This is a genomic window from Streptomyces sp. NPDC006739 (assembly GCF_042869815.1).
GTDB lineage: Bacteria > Actinomycetota > Actinomycetes > Streptomycetales > Streptomycetaceae > Streptomyces.
Window position 1 is genome coordinate 132156 of the sequence record NZ_JBIAGM010000019.1, and the last position, 18179, is coordinate 150334.

Sequence of the window (18179 nt, forward strand, 5' to 3'; positions counted from 1 at the left end):
GGACTCCCGCCCATCGTATGTTCGATCGCCCGGCTTCGCCCCGGGACCGCCGAACGGTGCGCCGGGAGTCGGGTGCGCGGTGCGCGGGGCCGGCTGGGGAAGACTGGTCCTCGGACGTGCGGCACGGCCTTCGGCCGGGGTCGCCGCCACGGTCCGGGACTACGAGGAGGACGTGCATGACCCGCCCGATCACGGCAGGTGTCGACGGGACCGAGGAGAGCCTCGCCGCTCTCGCCTGGGCGGCCCGGGAGGCCGTACGGCGGGGGCTGCCCCTGCGGGTGGTGCACGCCTGGCGGGCGCACGAGGCGCTCGCCGACCGGGACACCCAGCGCGGGTGGGTGGCGGACGGGGTGGCCGAGGCCGTGCGCACCGTCACCGGGGCGCATCCGGAGCTGACGGTGGCCACCGACGTCCTGGAGGGTGACGTCGTCGAGTCGCTGGTGGAGGCGGCGGCGACGGCCGAGACGCTGGTGCTGGGCTCGCGCGGGCACGGGGCGGTGGTCGGGTTCCTGCTGGGCTCCGTCGGCCGGCAGGTGATCGCCGAGGCCGTACGGCCCGTGGTGCTGGTGCGTGCCGGGGACCGCCCGGCGGCCGAGGCGGCCGGCCGGGACGTCGTGGTCGGCCAGCACGGCGGGCCCGAGGACAGCGAGGCCGCGCTCGGTTTCGCGTTCGAGGCGGCCGCGGCGCGGGGCGCGGCGGTCCGAGCCGTGCGGGCCTGGAACCTGCCGCCCGTCTTCGCCTACAGCCCCGCCTCGCTCCGGCTCCTCGACGACACCGGCGGCCTGGAGCCGTACGAGCGCAGGGCCCTCGCCGAGGCGCTGAAGCCGTGGCGGGAGCGGTTCCCCGAGGTGCCGGTCGCCGAACAGCTCGAGCTGGGCAGCGCCGGCCAGGTGCTGCTCTCGGCGGCCGGCCGCGCCCAGCTGATGGTCGTCGGGCGCCGCGCCCGCCGCACGGCCGTCGGAGCCCGCATCGGCTCGGTCGCGCACGGGGTGCTGCACCACGCCGACTGCCCGGTGGCCGTGGTCCCGCACGGGTGACCCGGCCGATGCCCGGCCAGGGGCAGGGAAGGAACCTCACCTCGGGGAAGGCCGCGCACGGCCCGTCGAGCAGGGTCCCCCGCCGGTGCCGCAGATGCCGGTCGAAGAAGGCGCGCGGGTAGGCCCGCTGGATCCGCGGCGCCCGCGCCGGATCGAGGGTGCCGATCCAGCCCCGGAGCTCGTCGTCGCTCATGCCGACCGCCTTCGCCAGCTGCGGCATCAGTACCTGGGTGTCGCAGTAGGAGGAGTGGACCGCTCCGTCGGCCTGGATGTTGAGCCGCCATCCGCGAAGGTGCGACCAGAACTGGGCGACGCTCGGCTCGGCGGCCCGGGTGAACACGGCGGTCATCATCATGAACGGCCGGTCCGGATCGGCGGTGATCGTCGGTTCCATCGGGCCGTCGAAGCTGAGCCCGGCCCGTACGCGCTCGTCCTCGAGCATGACCAGCGCGGTCGCCGTCCCGCCCTTCGACCGGCCGAACATGCCGACGCGGTGCAGGTCGAGAGCACCGGACAGGCAGGCCGGCAACGGCCGGTGTCCGGCGTCGGGGTTGCGTCCGGCGTCCAGGTCCTCGACGCGGTCGAGCACGAACCGGATGTCCCTGGCGAAGTCCGCGGGCCCGAGCGCGTGCTGCGGATCGCGCAGCGGGACGATCACCCGGCCGTCGGGGAACTCGCCGAACGCGTCGTCCGTGTGGTCCGCCGTGAGAACGACATGGCGGTGGCCGGCGAGTTCCTGGACGACGACGGTGGTGTCGGCGCGATGGTCGTGGGCGCCGTGCGAGAACACGACGACGGGCAGGCGGCCGCCGCGCCGCACCGGTGCGCCCTCATGGCCGGCCGTGAACGGGGCGAGCACGGCGTCGGCGGCGAAACCGGCGGACGTCAGCAGCGCCCGCACGGGGGCGGCCTCCATCCGGGGCGCCCGGGGGTACCGCTCCACGTCCCGCGCGGGATACCAGACACCGGCCATCAGCTCGCGGTGTCGCCCGGGGCCGGCGCCCGGATCCGCACGTAGCGCCGTCGTGCCCACCGGGTGCGGTCCGCTGGGTCCGGGCAGGACGAGCCGCGCCGGACCGGGAGCGGTCCGGGCCCAGGCGGGGCGGGGCGGCACCGAGCGGGACGGCGGCGCCGGCCGCCGGGGCGGCGGTGAGCAGACGACGGCGCGACAGCCCGTTCCGGCCGCCCCCGTCCAGGTGCGTGTTCGGCTTCGTGTTCATGACCGAACGCTGGCAGTCCGCGCACCCCGGAGGCATCCGACCGGGGAATGGATCCCCGTCGCCCGTGGACCCACGGGTCTACGTCCGTGGGATGAGTGAACGGGCATGCCCTACTCGGGGGTGACCGGCTCCAGTGTCGTGCGGGCCTTGGGCAGCACGTTGGTGATGTAGTCCTCGACCGCCGTGTCGAGGCCTATGTCGTGCTGCGCGTGCTCGGAGAGGTACCAGCGGTGCTCCAGCAGCTCGTGGTAGATCTCCGCCGGGTCCATGGAGCCGCGCAGTTCCAGCGGTACGGCCCGCACGGTGGGCCGGAACACGTCCCGCACCCAGCGGTGGGCCAGCACCTCGGGGCGGGCCGCGAGGGGGTCGCCGGGGGCGTAGTCGTCCTGGGTGGCCATCCAGCTCTCCAGGTCGTTGAGCAGCCGCCGGGCCTGGTTCTCCTCGGTGTCCAGGCCGGTCAGGCGCAGCAGTTGGCGCTGGTGGTGGCCGGCGTCGACGACCTTCGGCACGAAGGTGACGGTGTCGCCGTTGGAGGAGTGCTCGATCTGCATCTCGGCGACGTCGAAGCCGAGGTCGTTGAGCCGTCGTATCCGGCGCTCTATGTAGTGGTACTTGCCCGCCGGGTACACCGAGGTGCGGGTCAGCTCCTGCCACAGGCTGCCGTAGCGGGTGCAGATCTCATGGCCGAACTCGACCGGGTCGACGGAGGGGTGCAGCGCCCCGGACGCCTCCAGGTCCAGCAGTTCACCGCTGATGTTCACCCGGGCCAGGTCGAGGTCGTAGTCCCGCTGCCCGGGGCTGAGCCGGGGGTGCAGGTCGCCGGTCTCGGCGTCCACCAGATAGGCCGCGTACGCGCCCGCGTCCCGCCGGAAGAGGGTGTTGGACAGCGAGCAGTCGCCCCAGGCGAACCCGGCCAGGTGCAGCCGCACCAGCAGCACCGCGAGGGCGTCCATCAGGCGGTGCATGGTGGCCGGGCGCATGGTCGTCTCGAACATCGAGCGGTACGGCATCGAGCCGCCCAGGTGCCGGGTGATCAGCACCGGCTCCAGCGGGGCGTCCTCCTGGTCGGTGCGCCCGGTGACCACGGCGAGCGGGTCGACCGCGGGGATGCCGAGCCGGTCCAGGTCGCGCAGCAGCTCGTACTCGCGCAGCGCGGGCCGCTCCGCCAGCTCCTTGACGGCGATCACCTCGTCGCCGGCCCGGGCGTAGCGCACGACGTGCCGGGAGATGCCCCGGGGCAGCGGGACGAGGTATTCCTCGGGCCACTCCTCCAGGGGCAGGTGCCAGGGGAGTTCGAGCAGGAGCGCGGGGTGCTCCGGGGTGGTCGCGCTGATCTGCAGTGCCATGGGACGAACCTTAAGGGGTCCTCGGGCCCGGCCCGGCGGGCAGGAAGCGCTTCCCTCAGTGCACGCCGTGCGGCCGGAACTGCACGCTGATCCGAGGTCCGGCGGCTCGCGCGGTCTTGGGCACGCAGTGCTCCCAGGTGCGCTGGCAGGACCCGCCCATCACGATGAGGTCGCCGTGCCCGAGCGTATGCCGAATCGTTTCCTCGCCCCGGTGCGCGTGGGCCGGGCGCAGCAGCAGGTCGCGGGGCGCGCCCACGGAGAGGATGGCCACCATCGTGTCCTCGCGCGCTCCCCGCCCGATCCGGTCGCCGTGCCAGGCGACGCTGTCGCGGCCGTCGCGGTAGAAGCACAGCCCGGCCGTGGTGAAGGGCTCGCCGAGTTCGTCGGCGTAGTGCCGGGACAGGGCGGTACGTGCCTCGTCCAGCACGGGGTGGGGGAGGGGGGCGTGCGCCTGGTAGAAGGCGAGCAGCCGGGGGACGGCGACGACGTTGTCGTACATCTTGCGGTGCTCCGCCCGCCAGGGCACGTCCGCGGCCAGCCGTTCGAACAGGGCGTCGGCGCCGCTCAGCCAGCCCGGCAGTACGTCGATCCACGCGCCGGAGCCCAGCTCGGTCCGGCGCAGCCCGTCGAGGGGGCCGAGGCGCAGCTCGTCGGTCTGGTCGAACAGGGAGCCCTGGAGGTGCGTGGCCATGAGGCCAGCGTACCCCCGAATCGAAAGTACGTTCCATTCATGTGGCCCCGTGGGGGCACCACGTGCGAGCCCTTTCGATACATCGGTGTATCCGATACATTGTCGTATCGAACGAAGGGCGGTGACGAGGGACGGTGCCGATGGACGACACACCCAGGCGCGTCACCCGGCGCCGGGGCCGCACCCGGGCCCGGCTGCTCGACGCCGCGTTCACCGTGTTCGCCGCCAAGGGGTTCGGCCGGGTCTCCATCGAGGAGGTCTGCGAGGCCGCCGGCTTCAGCCGAGGCGCCTTCTACTCGAACTTCGCCACCCTCGACGAGCTGTTCTTCGCCCTCTACCGGGAGCGCGCCGACCTCATCGCCGGGCAGGTCGCCGACGCCCTCGCCGGGGACGGACCCGACCTCGACGTGCCCGCTTCCGTGGACCGGGTCACCGAGGTGCTCCTGCTCGACGTGGACTGGCTGCTGGTGAAGACCGACTTCCTGGTGCACGCCGCCCGGGACCCGGACGTCGCCCAGGCCCTCCTCGACCACCGGGCCCGGCTGCGCCGGGCGATCGCCGACCGGCTCTCCCGGGCCCGGGGCCACACCGAACTGCCCGCGGTCCTCGGCGACGCCGGGGGCGCCGCCCACGCCGTGGTGGCCGCCTACGACGGCGTCACCACCCAGCTGCTGCTGGACCGGGACGTCGAGACCGCTCGCGCGTGGCTGAAGCAACTGCTCACCGCACTGCTGACCGACGGCGGTCAGTCCCCCGTATGAGCACCCTCAGGAAGGACACAGTCGTCATGGACGCGGACGTCATCGTCGTCGGCGCGGGCCTCGCCGGCCTGGTCGCGGCGCACGAACTCACCAGCAGGGGCCGGCGGGTCGCCCTGGTCGACCAGGAGAACCCCGCCAACCTCGGCGGTCAGGCGTTCTGGTCCTTCGGCGGGCTCTTCCTCGTCGACTCCCCGGAACAGCGCCGCCTGGGCATCAAGGACTCCTTCGACCTGGCCTGGAGCGACTGGCGGGGCAGCGCCCGGTTCGACCGGCAGGAGGACGAGGACTCCTGGGCGGTGCGCTGGGCGCGCGCCTACGTGGAGTTCGCGGCGGGGGAGAAGCGCTCCTGGCTCCAGGGCCACGGCATCACGCTGCTGCCCACCGTCGGCTGGGCCGAGCGCGGCGACCTCAGGGCGAACGGGCACGGCAACTCCGTACCGCGCTTCCACATCGCCTGGGGCACCGGCACCGGCGTCGTCGAACCCTTCGTGCGCTACGCCCGGCAGGCCGCCCGTGACGGGCTGCTCACCTTCTACCACCGCCACCAGGTGGACGAACTGGTCATCGAGGAGGGCGCGGCGCGCGGGGTGCGCGGCACCGTGCTCGCCGACGACGACTCCGCGCGCGGGGTGGCCTCCAGCCGCGAGCGGACCGGCGACTTCGAACTCACCGCCCAGGCCGTCGTCGTCACCAGCGGCGGCATCGGCGGCAACCACGAGATCGTGCGCCGCCACTGGCCCGAGCGGCTGGGCACGCCCCCCGCCGAGATGGTCACCGGCGTCCCCGCCTACGTCGACGGCCGGATGCTCGACATCAGCGCGCGGGCAGGCGTACGACTGGTCAACCGCGACCGCATGTGGCACTACACCGAGGGCCTGCAGAACTGGGACCCGGTCTGGCCCGGCCACGGCATACGCATCCTGCCCGGCCCCTCCTCCATCTGGCTCGACGCGCTCGGCCGCCGGCTGCCCGACCCCTGCCTGCCCGGCTACGACACCCTCAGCACCCTCAGGTACCTGCGCACCACCGAGGACATCGCCCCGTACGACCACTCCTGGTTCGTCCTCACCCGGAAGATCATCGAGAAGGAGTTCGCGCTCTCCGGCTCCGAGCAGAACCCGGACATCACCGCCAAGGACCGCAAGGCGGTCCTGCGCGACCGCCTGCTCGGCAAGGGCGCCCCCGCACCGGTGCAGGCCTTCCTCGACCGGGGCGCGGACTTCGTGACCGCGTCCAACCTCGAACAACTGGTCGGCAAGATGAACGACCTCACCGACAAGCCGCTGCTGGACGCGGCCGAGGTGCGCCGCCAGATCGAGGCCCGTGACCTGCAGATGGCCAATCCCTACAGCAAGGACTCCCAGGTCCAGGGCATCCGCAACGCCCGCCGCTACATCGGCGACCGCCTCGGCCGCGTGGCCACCCCGCACCGCCTCCTCGACCCGGCCGCCGGCCCGCTGATCGGTGTCAGGATGCACGTCCTGACCCGCAAGACCCTCGGCGGCATCCAGACCGACCTCGACTCCCGCGCCCTGGGCGCCGACGGCCGGCCCGTCGGCGGGCTGTACGCGGCGGGCGAGGTGGCCGGCTTCGGCGGCGGCGGCGTGCACGGCTACAACGCCCTGGAGGGCACGTTCCTCGGCGGCTGCATGTTCTCCGGGCGCGCGGCCGGCCGGGCGGCGGCGAAGCAGACGGCCTGAGTCAGCGCCGCTCGCCGAGGAGGGCCGCCAGCACCGCCGCGTGGCTCTCCTGCGGCGTCTTCGCGGCGGTGAGCAGCGTCACCGGCCCCTCGCGGGCCCTCTCCCGCAGGCCGTCGAGGAGTCCGGCGGCCTGCGGGGCGGCGAGTTCCGCCTCGTAGCGGTGCCGGAAGTCCTCGTAGGTGCCCTCCCGCGCGTGGTACCAGCGGCGCAGCTCGTTCGACGGGGTCAGGGCCTTGGGCCACTCGTCGACGTGCGCCTCCTCCTTGGACATCCCGCGCGGCCACAGCCGGTCGACCAGGACGCGCAGGCCGTCGTCCGGCTCGGGCGGTTCGTAGATCCGGCGCACGCGGACGCTCACGGTCGGGCCCCTCTCGGGTCGCGGACGGTGCCGCGAGCGTACTGTGGACGGCCCGGTCCACCGGCCGCCGACGCGGCGTGACGTGACGTGACCTGATTCGGGGAGGAACCCGGCCGCCCGCGTGTCTAGTCTGTGGGCGTTGATCATCCGATCATCGACCACCCCCCAAGGAGCGCATGTGAGGACCCACCGCCGACAGGCCGCCGCAGGACGACGTACCGCAGTACTCCGCCGAGAGGCGGTCCTCGCCACCGTGCCCGTCGCCGTGGCCGCGCTGCTCGGTGCCGCCGGACCCGCCTCGGCCGGCACCGTCGGCGCCGCCGGCGCGGGCGACCCGTACTTCCCGCTCAGCGGCAACGGCGGCTACCACGTCGCCCACTACGACCTGACGCTGCGCTACGACACCACCACCCGCCATCTCGACGGCACGGCGGTCCTCACGGCCCGTGCCACCCAGCGGCTGACCCGCTTCGACCTGGACCTGTCGGGTCTGAAGGTCACCGACGTCGGCGTCGAGGGCGTCACCGCCGGCTTCCGCCGCAGCGGACAGGAACTCGTCGTCACCCCCCGCCGCGCCCTGGCGAAGGGCCAGGAGTTCCGCGTCACCGTCGCCTACAACGGCACCCCCAAGCCGGTCACCGACCCCGACGGCTCCGCCGACGGCTGGATCCCCACCGACGACGGGGCGTTCGTCGCGGGCGAGCCGCAGGGCGCGATGACCTGGTTCCCGTCCAACGCCCACCCCACGGACAAGTCGTCGTACGACTTCACGATCACCGTCCCCGAGGGGCGCACCGCCGTCGCCAACGGCGTCCTGCTAGGCCGGCGCACCGCCGCCGGCCGCACCACCTTCCGCTGGCGCCAGAGCGAGCCCATGGCCGCCTACCTGGCCACCGCCACCGTCGGCACGTTCCAGGTCGAGCGGTACACCACCCGCGACGGCATCCAGGTGTACAACGCCGTCGACTCCCGCGAGGCGAACGCGGCCGCGCCGGTGCTCAAGCAGCTGCCCTCCGTCCTGGACTGGGAGAGCAAGCTGTTCGGCCCCTACCCGTTCCGCTCCGCCGGGGCGATCGTCGACCACGCCCCGAGCGTCGGCTACGCCCTGGAGACGCAGGGCCGCCCCGTCTACGACGCGGCGCCCGACCTGAACACCCTCGTGCACGAGAGCGCCCACCAGTGGTTCGGCGACTCCGTCTCGCTGACCGCCTGGAAGGACATCTGGCTCAACGAGGGCTTCGCGACCTACGCCGAGTGGCTCTACAGCGAACAGCACGGCGGCGACAGCGCCCAGAAGGCCTTCGACGCCCTGTACGCCAAGCCGGCGAGCGACGGTCTGTGGGCCTACCCGGCCGGCGACCCGGGCAGCGGGCAGAACATCTTCGGCACCCCCGTGTACGCGCGCGGCGCCATGACCCTGCACGAGCTGCGGAAGGCGGTCGGCGACCGGACGTTCTTCCGCGTCCTGCGCACCTGGGCGACCGACCACCGGGCCGGGCACGGGACGACCGCCCAGTTCGTGAAGCTGGCCGAGCGGGAGTCGGGCAGGAACCTCGACGCCCTGTTCCACACCTGGCTGTACACCAAGGACAAGCCGAGCCGGCCGTAGACCCCGTCGGGGCCCCGCGCGGACCCCGTGGCCGAACCTGACGGGTTCCAAACAAGTGTCGGCCAGCATCGACTCATGATCCATCGCAGAACCGCCGTCGCCCTGCTCTCCGCCCCGCTGCTGCTCACCGGCTGCGGCGGTGGCGGGGCCGAGGCGACCGAGCGCCGGGCGGCGTCCGCCGACCGTCCGGCGCGGGCGACCACCCCCGCTGCCGCGCCGGGCGCGTCCGCCGAGGCCGCACCGCAGCGCATACCCGGCCTCGGGCCCGAGCGGTGGGCCGGCCTGCCGGGCCACTCGGAGCAGGCCGTCGTCGTCACCGGACGCGGCCCCGACTCGCCGGTCTCCAGCGTCGTCCTGCACCAGCGCACCGCCACCGGCTGGCAGCCGGGCACCAGTTGGCCCGCCCACAACGCGCTGCGCGGCTGGAGCGACCACCACCTGGCCGGCGACCTGCGCTCCCCGCTCGGCGTCTACACCCTCAGCGACGCCGGCGGGCTGCTCGCCGACCCCGGCAGCCGGCTGCCCTACACCCGTTCCGGCGGGTTCCGCTCACCCGGCACCGGCTTCGAGGGCGAGCCGCTGGACGGGTCCTTCGACTACGTCGTCGCCGTCGACTACAACCGCCGCCCCGGCACCTCGCCGCTCGACTGGACCCGCCCGCTCGGCGCCGGCCGCGGCGGCGGCATCTGGCTGCACGTCGACCACGGCGGCCCCACCCACGGCTGCGTCAGCATCGCCAAGGCCCATATGAAGCACCTGCTGCGCACCCTGGACCCGGCCCGCCACCCGGTCGTCGTCATGGGGCACGCCGACTGGCTCGCCCGCTGAGACCTAGGATCCGAACTCGTGTGCGCACATGTGCTGGTTGCCGAGGACGACGAGATGCAGGCCGAACTCATCCGGCGCTCGCTGCTCGTGGAGGGCCACACCGCCACCGTGGTGCACGACGGGGCGGCGGCGCTGGACGCGGCCCGCCGCCTGTGCCCCGACCTCGTGGTGCTGGACCTGATGCTGCCGGTGGTCGACGGCTTCGGGGTGTGCCGGGTGCTGCGCGGCGGGGACGCCGACATCCCGGTGCTGATGCTGACCGCGCGCTCCGACGAGGAGGACCTGCTGCTCGGCCTGGAGCTGGGCGCGGACGACTACATGACCAAGCCGTACAGCCCGCGCGAACTGATGGCCCGCATCCGTACGGTGCTGCGGCGCAGCGGGCGGGCGGTCGGCGCCCGGGAGGATCCGGTCGTACGGGCAGCGGGCATCGCCGTCGATCCGGTACGGCACGAGGTGCGCTGCGACGGGCGGCCGGTGGAGTGCACGCCGGCCGAGTTCCAGATCCTGCTGGCCATGGCCGGGGAGCCGGAACGGGTGTTCTCCCGGCGGCAGTTGCTGCGCTACACGCACGGCCTGGACCGGTCCTCCACCGAGCGGGCCGTCGATGTGCACATCATGAACCTGCGCCGGAAGATCGAGGCCGACCCGCGCCGCCCGGCCCGGCTGCTGACCGTGTTCGGCGTCGGCTACAAGCTCAGCGGAGGCCGGGCGTGAAGCGCCGGATACCGCTGCGCAAACGGCTCCTGGTGAGGCTGCTGTTCGTCTCGGCGCTGATCGCCGTGTGCTCGGTGGCGGCCACCGCCTGGCTCGCGGTGACCACCACCACCAGCGCGCTGAAGGAGGAGCAGGGACAGGACCTCGCCGCCGACAACACCATCCTCGCCCAGCTCAGCGGCTATGCCGCCACCCACTCGGACTGGACCGGCGCCCGGCGCACGGTCGAGGCACTGGCCGCGCGGACCGGCCGGCGCATCGCCCTGACCACCGCGGACCGCACGATCCTCGCCGACTCCGCGGCCCGCGGCACCCCGCTGCCGCCCAGCCCCGCCGCCACCGTCGACCCGCTGCGCACCGACACCTCCACGGAGCCGGGGGCACAGCTCAGCGGCGTCGACCCACGGGTGGTAGGGCCGTTCCGGCTGACGGCGGCCGAGCGCGCCCGGCTCGCGGGGGAGGCCCGGGTGCGACGGCGGTGCTTCGAGCGCGCCGGTCTCGAGGCCACCATCGAGACGATGCCGAGCGGCCGCCCGGTGGTGCGCGTCCCGGACGGCGCCAGTGGCAGCCCGCGGGCCTCGCCGTGCGAGGACGGACGGCTGAACACCCCCACCGCCACCGAGCGCCTGGCCCTGGGCGTCCTCACGAAGCTGGCCCGGCCCTGCCTGAAACGGGCGGGCGTGGACCTGAACGGCCCGCTCTTCCTCACCTACGACCCCAGCGGGAAGGATCCGTTCGGCGGCGGCTACCTGCTGGCCAGGGACCTCAAGCCGGGCGGGACCACGGTCGACCGGGCGGCGCGGAACTGCCTGCAGGGCGCCCGCCGCACCCAACTGGCGCCGTACGTCGCCCCCGTGGCCGAACTGTTCCTCGGCATCGGCGACCGGAACACCCCCCGCTTCGACATGTCCCCGGCGAACAAGGGCAAGGTCGTCGGCGCGGCCGGGCTGGTCCTCGCCGTCACGGTCGCCGTCACCGCCGTGGTCGCGGTCCGTCTCGTACGGCCCCTGCGCGCGCTCACCGAGGCCGCCCAGCAGCCGCCCGAACTGCATGTGCGGGTGCCGGTGACCACCCGGGACGAGACCGGCATCCTGGCCGAGGCGTTCAACGACCTGACCGAGCGCCGGGAACGCCTGGAGGCCCAGCGCAAGGCCATGGTCAGCGACATCGCCCATGAACTACGCAGCCCGCTGACCAACATCCGCGGCTGGCTGGAGGTCACCAGGGACGGCCTGGTCGACCCCGACCCCGCCCTGCTGTCCTCGCTGCACGAGGAGGCCGTACTGCTCCAGCGGGTCATCGACGACCTCCAGGACCTCGCGGCCGCCGACGCGGGCACCCTGCGCCTGCACCGCGAGCCGGTCCGCGCCGGGGACCTGCTCGACCAGGTGGCCGCCGCCCACCGCGTCGCCGCCGGCACCGCCGGGGTCACGCTGCGCACCGATGCCGACGCCGGCGCCTGGCTGGACGCCGACCCGGTACGGATGCGGCAGGCGCTCGGCAACCTGGTCTCCAACGCCCTGCGGCACACGCCCGCCGACGGCACCGTCACCCTGACCGCCCGCCGGGAGGGCGAGGAGATCGTGTGCACCGTCGCCGACACGGGAACGGGTATCGCCCCCGAGGACCTGCCGCACGTCTTCGACCGGTTCTGGCGCGCCGAGAAGTCCCGCAGCCGCCGCACCGGCGGCAGCGGCCTCGGTCTGTCGATCGTCCGCCACCTGGTCGCCGCCCACGACGGCACGGCGGGGGCGGCGAGCGAACCGGGCGCCGGAGCGGTGTTCACCCTGCGGCTGCCCGGCGCCGCGCCGCCCCCGGACGACGCCTGAGACGGCGGGGCGGCGGGAGGGGGGAACTGCCGGGAATCAGCCGGAACGCGGCCGGGAACCCGCGCGCCGCCTCAGCGCACGGCGCTCCGTCTCGGTCGTACCGCCCCAGATCCCGATGCCCTGGCCGGTCCCCAACGCCCAGTCAAGACACCGCTCCCTGACGGGGCAGCGCCCGCACACCGCCTTCGCCTGCCGCGCCTGCAGCAGCGACGGTCCCGTGGTGCCGATGGGGAAGAACAGGTCGGGGTCCTCGTGACGGCACGCGGCATGGTCGCGCCAGTTGTCCATCGAAGTCTCCTGCGATCGAAGTCGTCGGTGTCCGGTGAATGCGTGCTTCGGGTTCGGGTGACCGGTCGGGGCGCCGTGAAACAACGGAGTGGCCCGGGATCGCGCGAACGTCGGCATCCGGCCACGCCCGAGGTCGTCAGCGCCGCAGGGCCTGCGCCGCCGCCGCGGTCACCGCCTCCGCCACCGCCGCCAGGGCGGGGGAGTCGAGTTTCCACTGCTGCCAGTACAGCGGGACGTCCACCCACTGCCCCGGCGCGAGGTGGACCAGGCGGCCGGCCGCGAGCGGCCCGGCGGCCTGGGCCTCGGGGACCATGCCCCAGCCGAGGCCCGCGCAGACCGCCTCGACGAAGCCCTCCGAGGTGGGCACGTAGTGCCGCAGCGCGCCGGCGGCGCCGGTGCCGTCCCCGAGCCGCCGCACGAACCCGTCCTGGAAGTCGTCCCGCCGGTCGAAGACCACGACCGGGGCTTCGCCCAGCACCCGCGGCAGCGGGCCGGTGACGTACTCCCGCGCGAACTCCGGTTCGGCCACGGGCAGATAGCGCATCCGTCCCAGCGGGCGCACCGAGCAGCCGGGCACGGCGTCGGGCGAGGAGGTCACCGCCGCCATCACCAGCCCCTCGCGCAGCAGCGCCGCCGTCTGGCTCTCGTCCTCGCGCCGCAGTTCGAAAGAGAGCCGCGGCCGGCGGGGCACCCGCCGCAACGAGCCGAGGAACCAGGTCGCCAGCGAGTCCGCGTTCACCGCGACGGAGACCCGCGTCGGCTCGCCCGCTCCGCTCATCCCCAGTTCCCCGCGCGCGTCCCGCTCCAGCCGGGCCAGCTGCCGGGCGAACCGCACCAGGACCTCGCCCGACTCCGTGGGTCTGACCGGCTTGGTGCGCCGCAGCAACACCCGGCCGGTGCGCTGCTCCAGGGCCTTCACCCGCTGGCTGACCGCCGAGGGGGTCACGTGCAGGGCCGCGGCCGCCGCGTCGAAGGTGCCCTCGTCCACCACGGCGAGCAGCGTCCGCACCTGCTCCAGGGGAAGCTCTGTCATCACATCGGCTAATGGTAGGTAAGAATCTTTAGCTGTACGTCGGGTGACCGCTTCCGTAGCTTCACAGGCATGAACCCCGCCCTGACCGCAGCCGCCGCCGGATTCGGCACCGGCCTCTCCTTGATCGTCGCCATCGGCGCCCAGAACGCCTTCGTGCTGCGCCAGGGAGCGCGCCGCGACGCGGTCCTCGCCGTCGTCGGGATCTGCGCCCTGTCCGACGCGCTGCTCATCACCCTGGGAGTCGGCGGGGTCGGCGCCGTAGTGGTCGCCTGGCCGGGAGCCCTGCGCGCGGTCGGCCTGATCGGCGGTGCCTTCCTGCTCTGCTACGGCGCCCTCGCCGCCCGTCGCGTCCTCAGGCCCGGCACCGGTCTGCGCGCGGAGGGTGAGGCCACCGGCTCCCGGCGACGGGCGGTGCTCACCTGCCTGGCCCTGACCTGGCTCAACCCGCACGTCTACCTGGACACGGTCTTCCTGCTCGGCTCCCTCGCCGCCGACCGTGGCGCGCTGCGCTGGACCTTCGGCCTCGGCGCGGCCGTCGCCAGCCTGTGCTGGTTCGCGGCGCTCGGCTTCGGCGCCCGGCTGCTCGGCCGCTTCCTCGCCCGGCCCGCCGCCTGGCGGGTGCTGGACGGCCTGGTCGCCGCCACCATGATCACGCTGGGCGTCACCCTGGCCGCCGGATCCTGAGAGAACCGGTTGGAAGCGGCACGGCCGTTGCTGGGATAGTGAGGCCCGATTCGAAAAGATGTAGCAAGCAACCAGGGGCCCCGTGGACACGAGCGAGAGCAGCAGCGCCGGCACCGAGACCGGAACCGGTACGGCGGAGGGCGCGGCGCCCCCGTCCCCGCGGGGCTGGCGCCGCTGGGCGATGGACACCCGCCCGCTGCGCCGCCCCGCCTACCGCCGGCTGTGGTCGTCGACCATCGTCACCGCCGTGGGCAGCCAGCTCACCACCGTGGCCGTGCCCAAGCAGATCTACGACATCACCCACTCCTCGGCCTGGGTCGGTTACGCGAGCCTCGCCGGACTGGTGCCGATGGTGGTGTTCGCTCTGTGGGGCGGGGCGGTCGCCGACACCATGGACCGCCGCAAGGTGCTGCTCGTCACCAACACCGGCATCGCCGTGACCTCGCTGCTGTTCTGGGCACAGGCCGTCGGCGGGCTCGACTCGGTCGGCGTACTGATGGCGCTGTTCGCCCTGCAGCAGGCCTTCTTCGGCCTCAACTCGCCGGTCCGCAGCGCCTCCATCGCCCGTCTGGTGCCGGCCGAGGAACTGCCCGCTGCGGGCGCGCTCGGCGCGACCGTGCTGCAGACCGGTGCGGTGGTGGGCCCGCTGCTGGCCGGTGTCCTGATCCCGGTCGTCGGTCTGCCCGAGCTGTACCTCATCGACGCGCTGGCCCTGTGCGTCACCGTCTGGGCCGTCTTCCGGCTGCCCGCGCTGCCGCCGCTGGACGCGGGGGCGGCGCGCCGGGCGGGGGTGCGGGAGATAGCCGCCGGGTTCCGCTACATCGTCGGCCACCCGGTGCTGCTGCTGTCGTTCCTCGCCGACGTCGTCGCGATGGTCTTCGGCATGCCCCGCGCCCTGTTCCCGCAACTGGCCGCGCAGACGTACGGGTCCTACGGCGAAGGCCTCGCGCTCGGCGTGCTGTTCGCCGGCATCCCGGTGGGCGCGGTGCTCGGAGGGCTGTTCTCGGGCGTGTTCTCCCGGGCGCGGCGGCACGGCTGGATGGTCATCTGGTCGGTCGTCGGCTGGGGGGTGGCCGTCGCGGGGTTCGGACTGAGCGGCAACCTCTGGGTGGCCCTGGCCTTCCTCGCCGCCGCCGGGGTCGCCGACATGGTCTCCATGGTGTTCCGCGGGGCGATCCTGCTGTCCGCGGCGACCGACGAGATGCGCGGCCGGATGCAGGGCGTGTTCACGGTGGTCGTGGTGGGCGGCCCGCGCCTGGCCGACGTGCTGCACGGCACCGCCGGCTCGGCCTTCGGCCCCCGGGCGGCCGTGGCCGGCGGCGGCGCGCTGGTCGTCGCGGTGATGCTGGCGCTGGCCTTCGCCGTCCCGGCCCTGCGCCGCTACCGGATCTGACCGCCAACTGGCCTCACAGCGGGCCGCGCCGGCGGATCGCGTACTGCTCCAGGAGCTTGCCGCGCGTCGTCTCCAGGCGGCTGGCGAGGATCTCGGCGACCGTGCGCACCAGCGACAGCCCGAGCAGCGGGTCCTCCACGCACAGGGCGAGCACCGCCGCCCCGTCGAACTCGTAGGCGCGCACGTTGCTGAAGGCCACCGCGCCGAAGTCCCACTCGTACGGCGGGAACAGCCATGACCAGCCGAGCATGTCGCCGGCGCCGAGCGAGGCGACGACCACCCGCCGCCGGGACGTGACCTCCTGGTCGAGGTGGACGGCCCCCGAGCGGATCACCCAGAAGCGGTCGGCGGTGCCGCCCGCCTCGAAGATCCGGGTGTCCTCGGGGAAGGAGACCTCGTGGGCCTGTTCCATCAGCCGCTCGCGCTGGGCTTGCGGCAGGGCGGTCAGCAGTTTGATCGCTTTGGTCATGGCGCGGGGCTCCTCGCCGGCAGCGGTTCCGGTGTTCTCCCTACGCCCATTTCAGCCGCTGCCGCCCCGCCGGGCACCTCGAAGCGGGTGCGAATCGCCGGACGCAGGGCCATCAGGGCAGCAAAAAGCCCTGGCTGGACGGGGGAAGCCAGCCAGGGCCGTATGCGGTGGTCCAGGAGGACGCTCAAGGTCGACTCCATGTCCACGTATGCATGAACGATAAACCATCCAGCGGGGATTCCGCCGCTCCAGAGCGGGTCACGTGACCTGTTTCACCCCCGGTTCCCCGGTCCCGCCCTCCCGGCCGCCCGGGGCCACGATCTCCTCCAGCACCTGCAGGACCGCCTCGTAGGCCCCGGCCCGCACCGCCGCCTCCCGCGACCCCTCCGGATCACTCGCCCGCAGTTCCACACCGCGCGCCCGCCAGGCCCGTTCCTCCCGCTCCGCACGGTCCCGGCCGCGCCGGATGCGCCGCAACAGCTCGTCCGCGTCCACCACATCGCTCATGTGGTCCAGGTACCCCGTGACAGCGCCTCGATGACGGTGTGTTTGACATCGCCGGGAAAGGTCAGCCGAAAAGAAGAGATCTGTGCCACTTCCGGCCGCGACTCAGGGAGGGAAGGGATGCGCGAGAGGCACTGGACCGACTCCGCCGTGAAGCCCAGGGAGCCGCGGCGGGCCGAGCCACCGTGGCGGCCGGCCGACGCCCGCAGAACGGTACGGACCGTGGTGGCCGAGCGGTGCCGGGCCCGGGCGATCCCCTGCGACGCCGAGGCCCTGGAGGACGCCCTGCTGGTCACCTCGGAACTGGCCACCAACGCCATTCTGCACGGCGGCGGCATCACCGGATTCGACGTCGACGTGGACAGCCGCGGCGTGGCCGTGTCGGTGAGCGACCGCAGCGACGACGTACCGGTGGCCGCCGCGCCGGAGGACGCCCGGGGCTGTACCCGTCCGGGCGGCCGGGGCTGGCCCATCGTGTGCCGGCTGGCCCGGGACGTCCGGGTGACCGGCCTGCCGTGCGGGGGCAAGCGGATCACCGCCGTCGTACCGCTGCTGTGAACCGGTCCGGGAAGTTGCGGGCGCGGCGTTTGCGGCGGATTCGGCAGGGCAGACGGACTCTCGTGCTTCGGACCGGAGGCGCGCGCCCAGCGGGAGCGACATGGCCGTTCGGGGCCTGCCTCCGGACGGCCCTGGCGAACTCCCGCGGCGATCCCTGAGACCACTGTTCGGGCCGAGCCCGGGACATCTGTTCCGGCGCCGCCCTGTAACCGTTCAGGAGCGATTCCGCATGCTGACCGACCTGTCGACAAGCCGTCCCGGCGCGTCCGACCACACCACCGCACCTGCTACGGCTGCCTCACCCACCCCGCCCGGCCCCTCCTCTTCCGCCGCCACCTCCGCCTCCGCCCGGCGGACCCATGACGACGCCCCCGACACCGCCGCCCTCTTCGCCCGGCTGGCGGAGCTGGAGGAGGGGCCCGAGCGGGACGCGGTGCGCGACGAACTCGCCACCGCGTGGCTGCCCATGGCGCACCGGATCGCCGGCCGCTTCCGTGACCGCGGCGAGTCCGTCGAGGACCTGCGGCAGGTCGCCGCGCTCGGCCTGGTCAAGGCGATCGACCGGTTCGACCCGGAGCGCGGCGCCTTCGAGAGCTACGCCGTGCCGACCATCACCGGCGAGGTCAAGCGGCACTTCAGGGACCGGATGTGGGCGCTGCGGGTGCCCCGCCGGGTGCAGGAACTGCGCAACCGCGTCCGGGTGGCGCGCCGTGAACTCACCCAGAGCCCCGGGAGCCCCGAGCCCACCGTAGCCGCCATCGCCGAGCACACCGGGCTCACCGAGGAGGAGGTCGGCGCGGGCATGGAGGCGCTGGAGAGCTTCAGCACCCTCTCGCTCGACGCCGAACTGTCCGCCGGCGAGGACGGCTACAGCCTCGCCGACACGCTCGGGGCGGCGGACTCCTCGTTCGACGTCGTCGTCGACCGCGAGGCGGCCAAGGAAGGCCTGCGCCGGCTGCCCGAGCGGGAGCGGGCCATCCTCTACATGCGTTTCTTCGAGGACATGACGCAAAGCCGTATCGCCGACCAGCTGGGCATCTCCCAGATGCACGTCTCCCGGCTCATCAGCCGCAGCTGTGCCCGGGTGCGCGACGAGGTACTGGGCCAGCGGACCGGCGGTTCCCGGCCGTGAGACACCGAGCCGCATTGAACGA

Annotated in this window: 18 protein-coding genes and 1 pseudogene; 11 read left to right on the top strand and 8 right to left on the bottom strand. The window is 73.7% G+C overall.

What is annotated here, in order from left to right; translation table 11 throughout:
* Window positions 1-176: 176 nt before the first annotated feature.
* Window positions 177-1037: a universal stress protein gene (locus ACFYMM_RS31765; protein ID WP_388392751.1), complete on the top strand. Its 861-nt coding sequence runs from the start codon at window positions 177-179 to the stop codon at window positions 1035-1037.
* Window positions 1038-1191: 154 nt separating this feature from the next.
* Here ACFYMM_RS31765 and ACFYMM_RS31770 read toward each other — a convergent pair.
* From ACFYMM_RS31770 to ACFYMM_RS31780, 3 genes and pseudogenes are all read right to left on the bottom strand, one after another.
* Window positions 1192-2010 (bottom strand): annotated as a pseudogene (locus tag ACFYMM_RS31770) (acetylhydrolase); the annotation flags it as partial.
* A gap of 357 nt (window positions 2011-2367) precedes the next feature.
* Window positions 2368-3603 (bottom strand): DUF4032 domain-containing protein, encoded by a 1236-nt coding sequence (locus ACFYMM_RS31775; RefSeq protein ID WP_388392753.1) that lies wholly within the window; start codon window positions 3601-3603, stop codon window positions 2368-2370.
* Between the two features lie 55 nt (window positions 3604-3658).
* Window positions 3659-4294 carry an alpha-ketoglutarate-dependent dioxygenase AlkB gene (locus tag ACFYMM_RS31780; protein WP_388392756.1) on the bottom strand — a complete coding sequence of 212 codons (636 nt, stop codon included), beginning with the start codon at window positions 4292-4294 and terminating at the stop codon, window positions 3659-3661.
* Between the two features lie 140 nt (window positions 4295-4434).
* On the opposite strand from ACFYMM_RS31780, the gene ACFYMM_RS31785 reads away from it, so the two are divergent.
* Together ACFYMM_RS31785 and ACFYMM_RS31790 are read left to right on the top strand one after the other, a co-directional pair.
* Complete coding sequence (locus tag ACFYMM_RS31785; protein WP_388392759.1) at window positions 4435-5055, top strand: TetR/AcrR family transcriptional regulator; 621 nt, start codon at window positions 4435-4437, stop codon at window positions 5053-5055.
* 26 nt (window positions 5056-5081) lie between these two features.
* On the top strand, window positions 5082-6755 hold the full coding sequence (locus ACFYMM_RS31790; RefSeq protein ID WP_388392838.1) for an FAD-binding dehydrogenase: 1674 nt from the start codon (window positions 5082-5084) through the stop codon (window positions 6753-6755).
* A gap of 1 nt (window position 6756) precedes the next feature.
* Here ACFYMM_RS31790 and ACFYMM_RS31795 read toward each other — a convergent pair whose 3' ends face one another.
* Complete coding sequence (locus tag ACFYMM_RS31795) at window positions 6757-7113, bottom strand: DUF488 domain-containing protein (RefSeq protein ID WP_388392762.1); 357 nt, start codon at window positions 7111-7113, stop codon at window positions 6757-6759.
* A gap of 178 nt (window positions 7114-7291) precedes the next feature.
* On the opposite strand from ACFYMM_RS31795, the gene ACFYMM_RS31800 reads away from it, so the two are divergent.
* From ACFYMM_RS31800 to ACFYMM_RS31815, 4 genes are all read left to right on the top strand, one after another.
* A complete protein-coding gene (locus ACFYMM_RS31800) occupies window positions 7292-8722 on the top strand; it encodes a M1 family metallopeptidase (protein WP_388392764.1) in 1431 nt (476 codons plus the stop codon).
* A gap of 75 nt (window positions 8723-8797) precedes the next feature.
* Window positions 8798-9550: a L,D-transpeptidase family protein gene (locus tag ACFYMM_RS31805; protein ID WP_388392767.1), complete on the top strand. Its 753-nt coding sequence runs from the start codon at window positions 8798-8800 to the stop codon at window positions 9548-9550.
* Between the two features lie 18 nt (window positions 9551-9568).
* A complete protein-coding gene (locus ACFYMM_RS31810; RefSeq protein ID WP_388392770.1) occupies window positions 9569-10267 on the top strand; it encodes a response regulator transcription factor in 699 nt (232 codons plus the stop codon).
* Window positions 10264-12096: a sensor histidine kinase gene (locus ACFYMM_RS31815; protein ID WP_388392773.1), complete on the top strand. Its 1833-nt coding sequence runs from the start codon at window positions 10264-10266 to the stop codon at window positions 12094-12096. The genes ACFYMM_RS31810 and ACFYMM_RS31815 overlap by 4 nt, the downstream gene beginning before the upstream one ends.
* Before the next feature lie 36 nt (window positions 12097-12132).
* Here ACFYMM_RS31815 and ACFYMM_RS31820 read toward each other — a convergent pair whose 3' ends face one another.
* Window positions 12133-12384 (bottom strand): WhiB family transcriptional regulator, encoded by a 252-nt coding sequence (locus ACFYMM_RS31820; RefSeq protein WP_388392776.1) that lies wholly within the window; start codon window positions 12382-12384, stop codon window positions 12133-12135.
* Window positions 12385-12520: 136 nt separating this feature from the next.
* Window positions 12521-13417 carry a LysR family transcriptional regulator ArgP gene (locus ACFYMM_RS31825; protein ID WP_388392779.1) on the bottom strand — a complete coding sequence of 299 codons (897 nt, stop codon included), beginning with the start codon at window positions 13415-13417 and terminating at the stop codon, window positions 12521-12523.
* A 69-nt stretch (window positions 13418-13486) separates the two neighbouring features.
* Between ACFYMM_RS31825 and ACFYMM_RS31830 the strand changes: the two genes are divergently transcribed.
* Together ACFYMM_RS31830 and ACFYMM_RS31835 are read left to right on the top strand one after the other, a co-directional pair.
* On the top strand, window positions 13487-14101 hold the full coding sequence (locus tag ACFYMM_RS31830; RefSeq protein ID WP_388392782.1) for a LysE/ArgO family amino acid transporter: 615 nt from the start codon (window positions 13487-13489) through the stop codon (window positions 14099-14101).
* Window positions 14102-14183: 82 nt separating this feature from the next.
* Entirely contained in the window at window positions 14184-15494 is a 1311-nt protein-coding gene (locus ACFYMM_RS31835) for an MFS transporter (RefSeq protein WP_388392785.1), read from the top strand.
* Between the two features lie 13 nt (window positions 15495-15507).
* On the opposite strand, the gene ACFYMM_RS31840 is transcribed toward ACFYMM_RS31835, so the two are convergent.
* Window positions 15508-15963 (bottom strand): cyclic nucleotide-binding domain-containing protein, encoded by a 456-nt coding sequence (locus ACFYMM_RS31840; RefSeq protein ID WP_388392787.1) that lies wholly within the window; start codon window positions 15961-15963, stop codon window positions 15508-15510.
* A gap of 258 nt (window positions 15964-16221) precedes the next feature.
* Window positions 16222-16470 carry a hypothetical protein gene (locus ACFYMM_RS31845; RefSeq protein WP_388392790.1) on the bottom strand — a complete coding sequence of 83 codons (249 nt, stop codon included), beginning with the start codon at window positions 16468-16470 and terminating at the stop codon, window positions 16222-16224.
* Window positions 16471-16587: 117 nt separating this feature from the next.
* Between ACFYMM_RS31845 and ACFYMM_RS31850 the strand changes: the two genes are divergently transcribed.
* Window positions 16588-17025 (top strand): ATP-binding protein, encoded by a 438-nt coding sequence (locus ACFYMM_RS31850; protein WP_388392793.1) that lies wholly within the window; start codon window positions 16588-16590, stop codon window positions 17023-17025.
* A gap of 229 nt (window positions 17026-17254) precedes the next feature.
* A complete protein-coding gene (locus ACFYMM_RS31855; RefSeq protein WP_388392796.1) occupies window positions 17255-18157 on the top strand; it encodes a SigB/SigF/SigG family RNA polymerase sigma factor in 903 nt (300 codons plus the stop codon).
* Window positions 18158-18179: the final 22 nt, after the last annotated feature.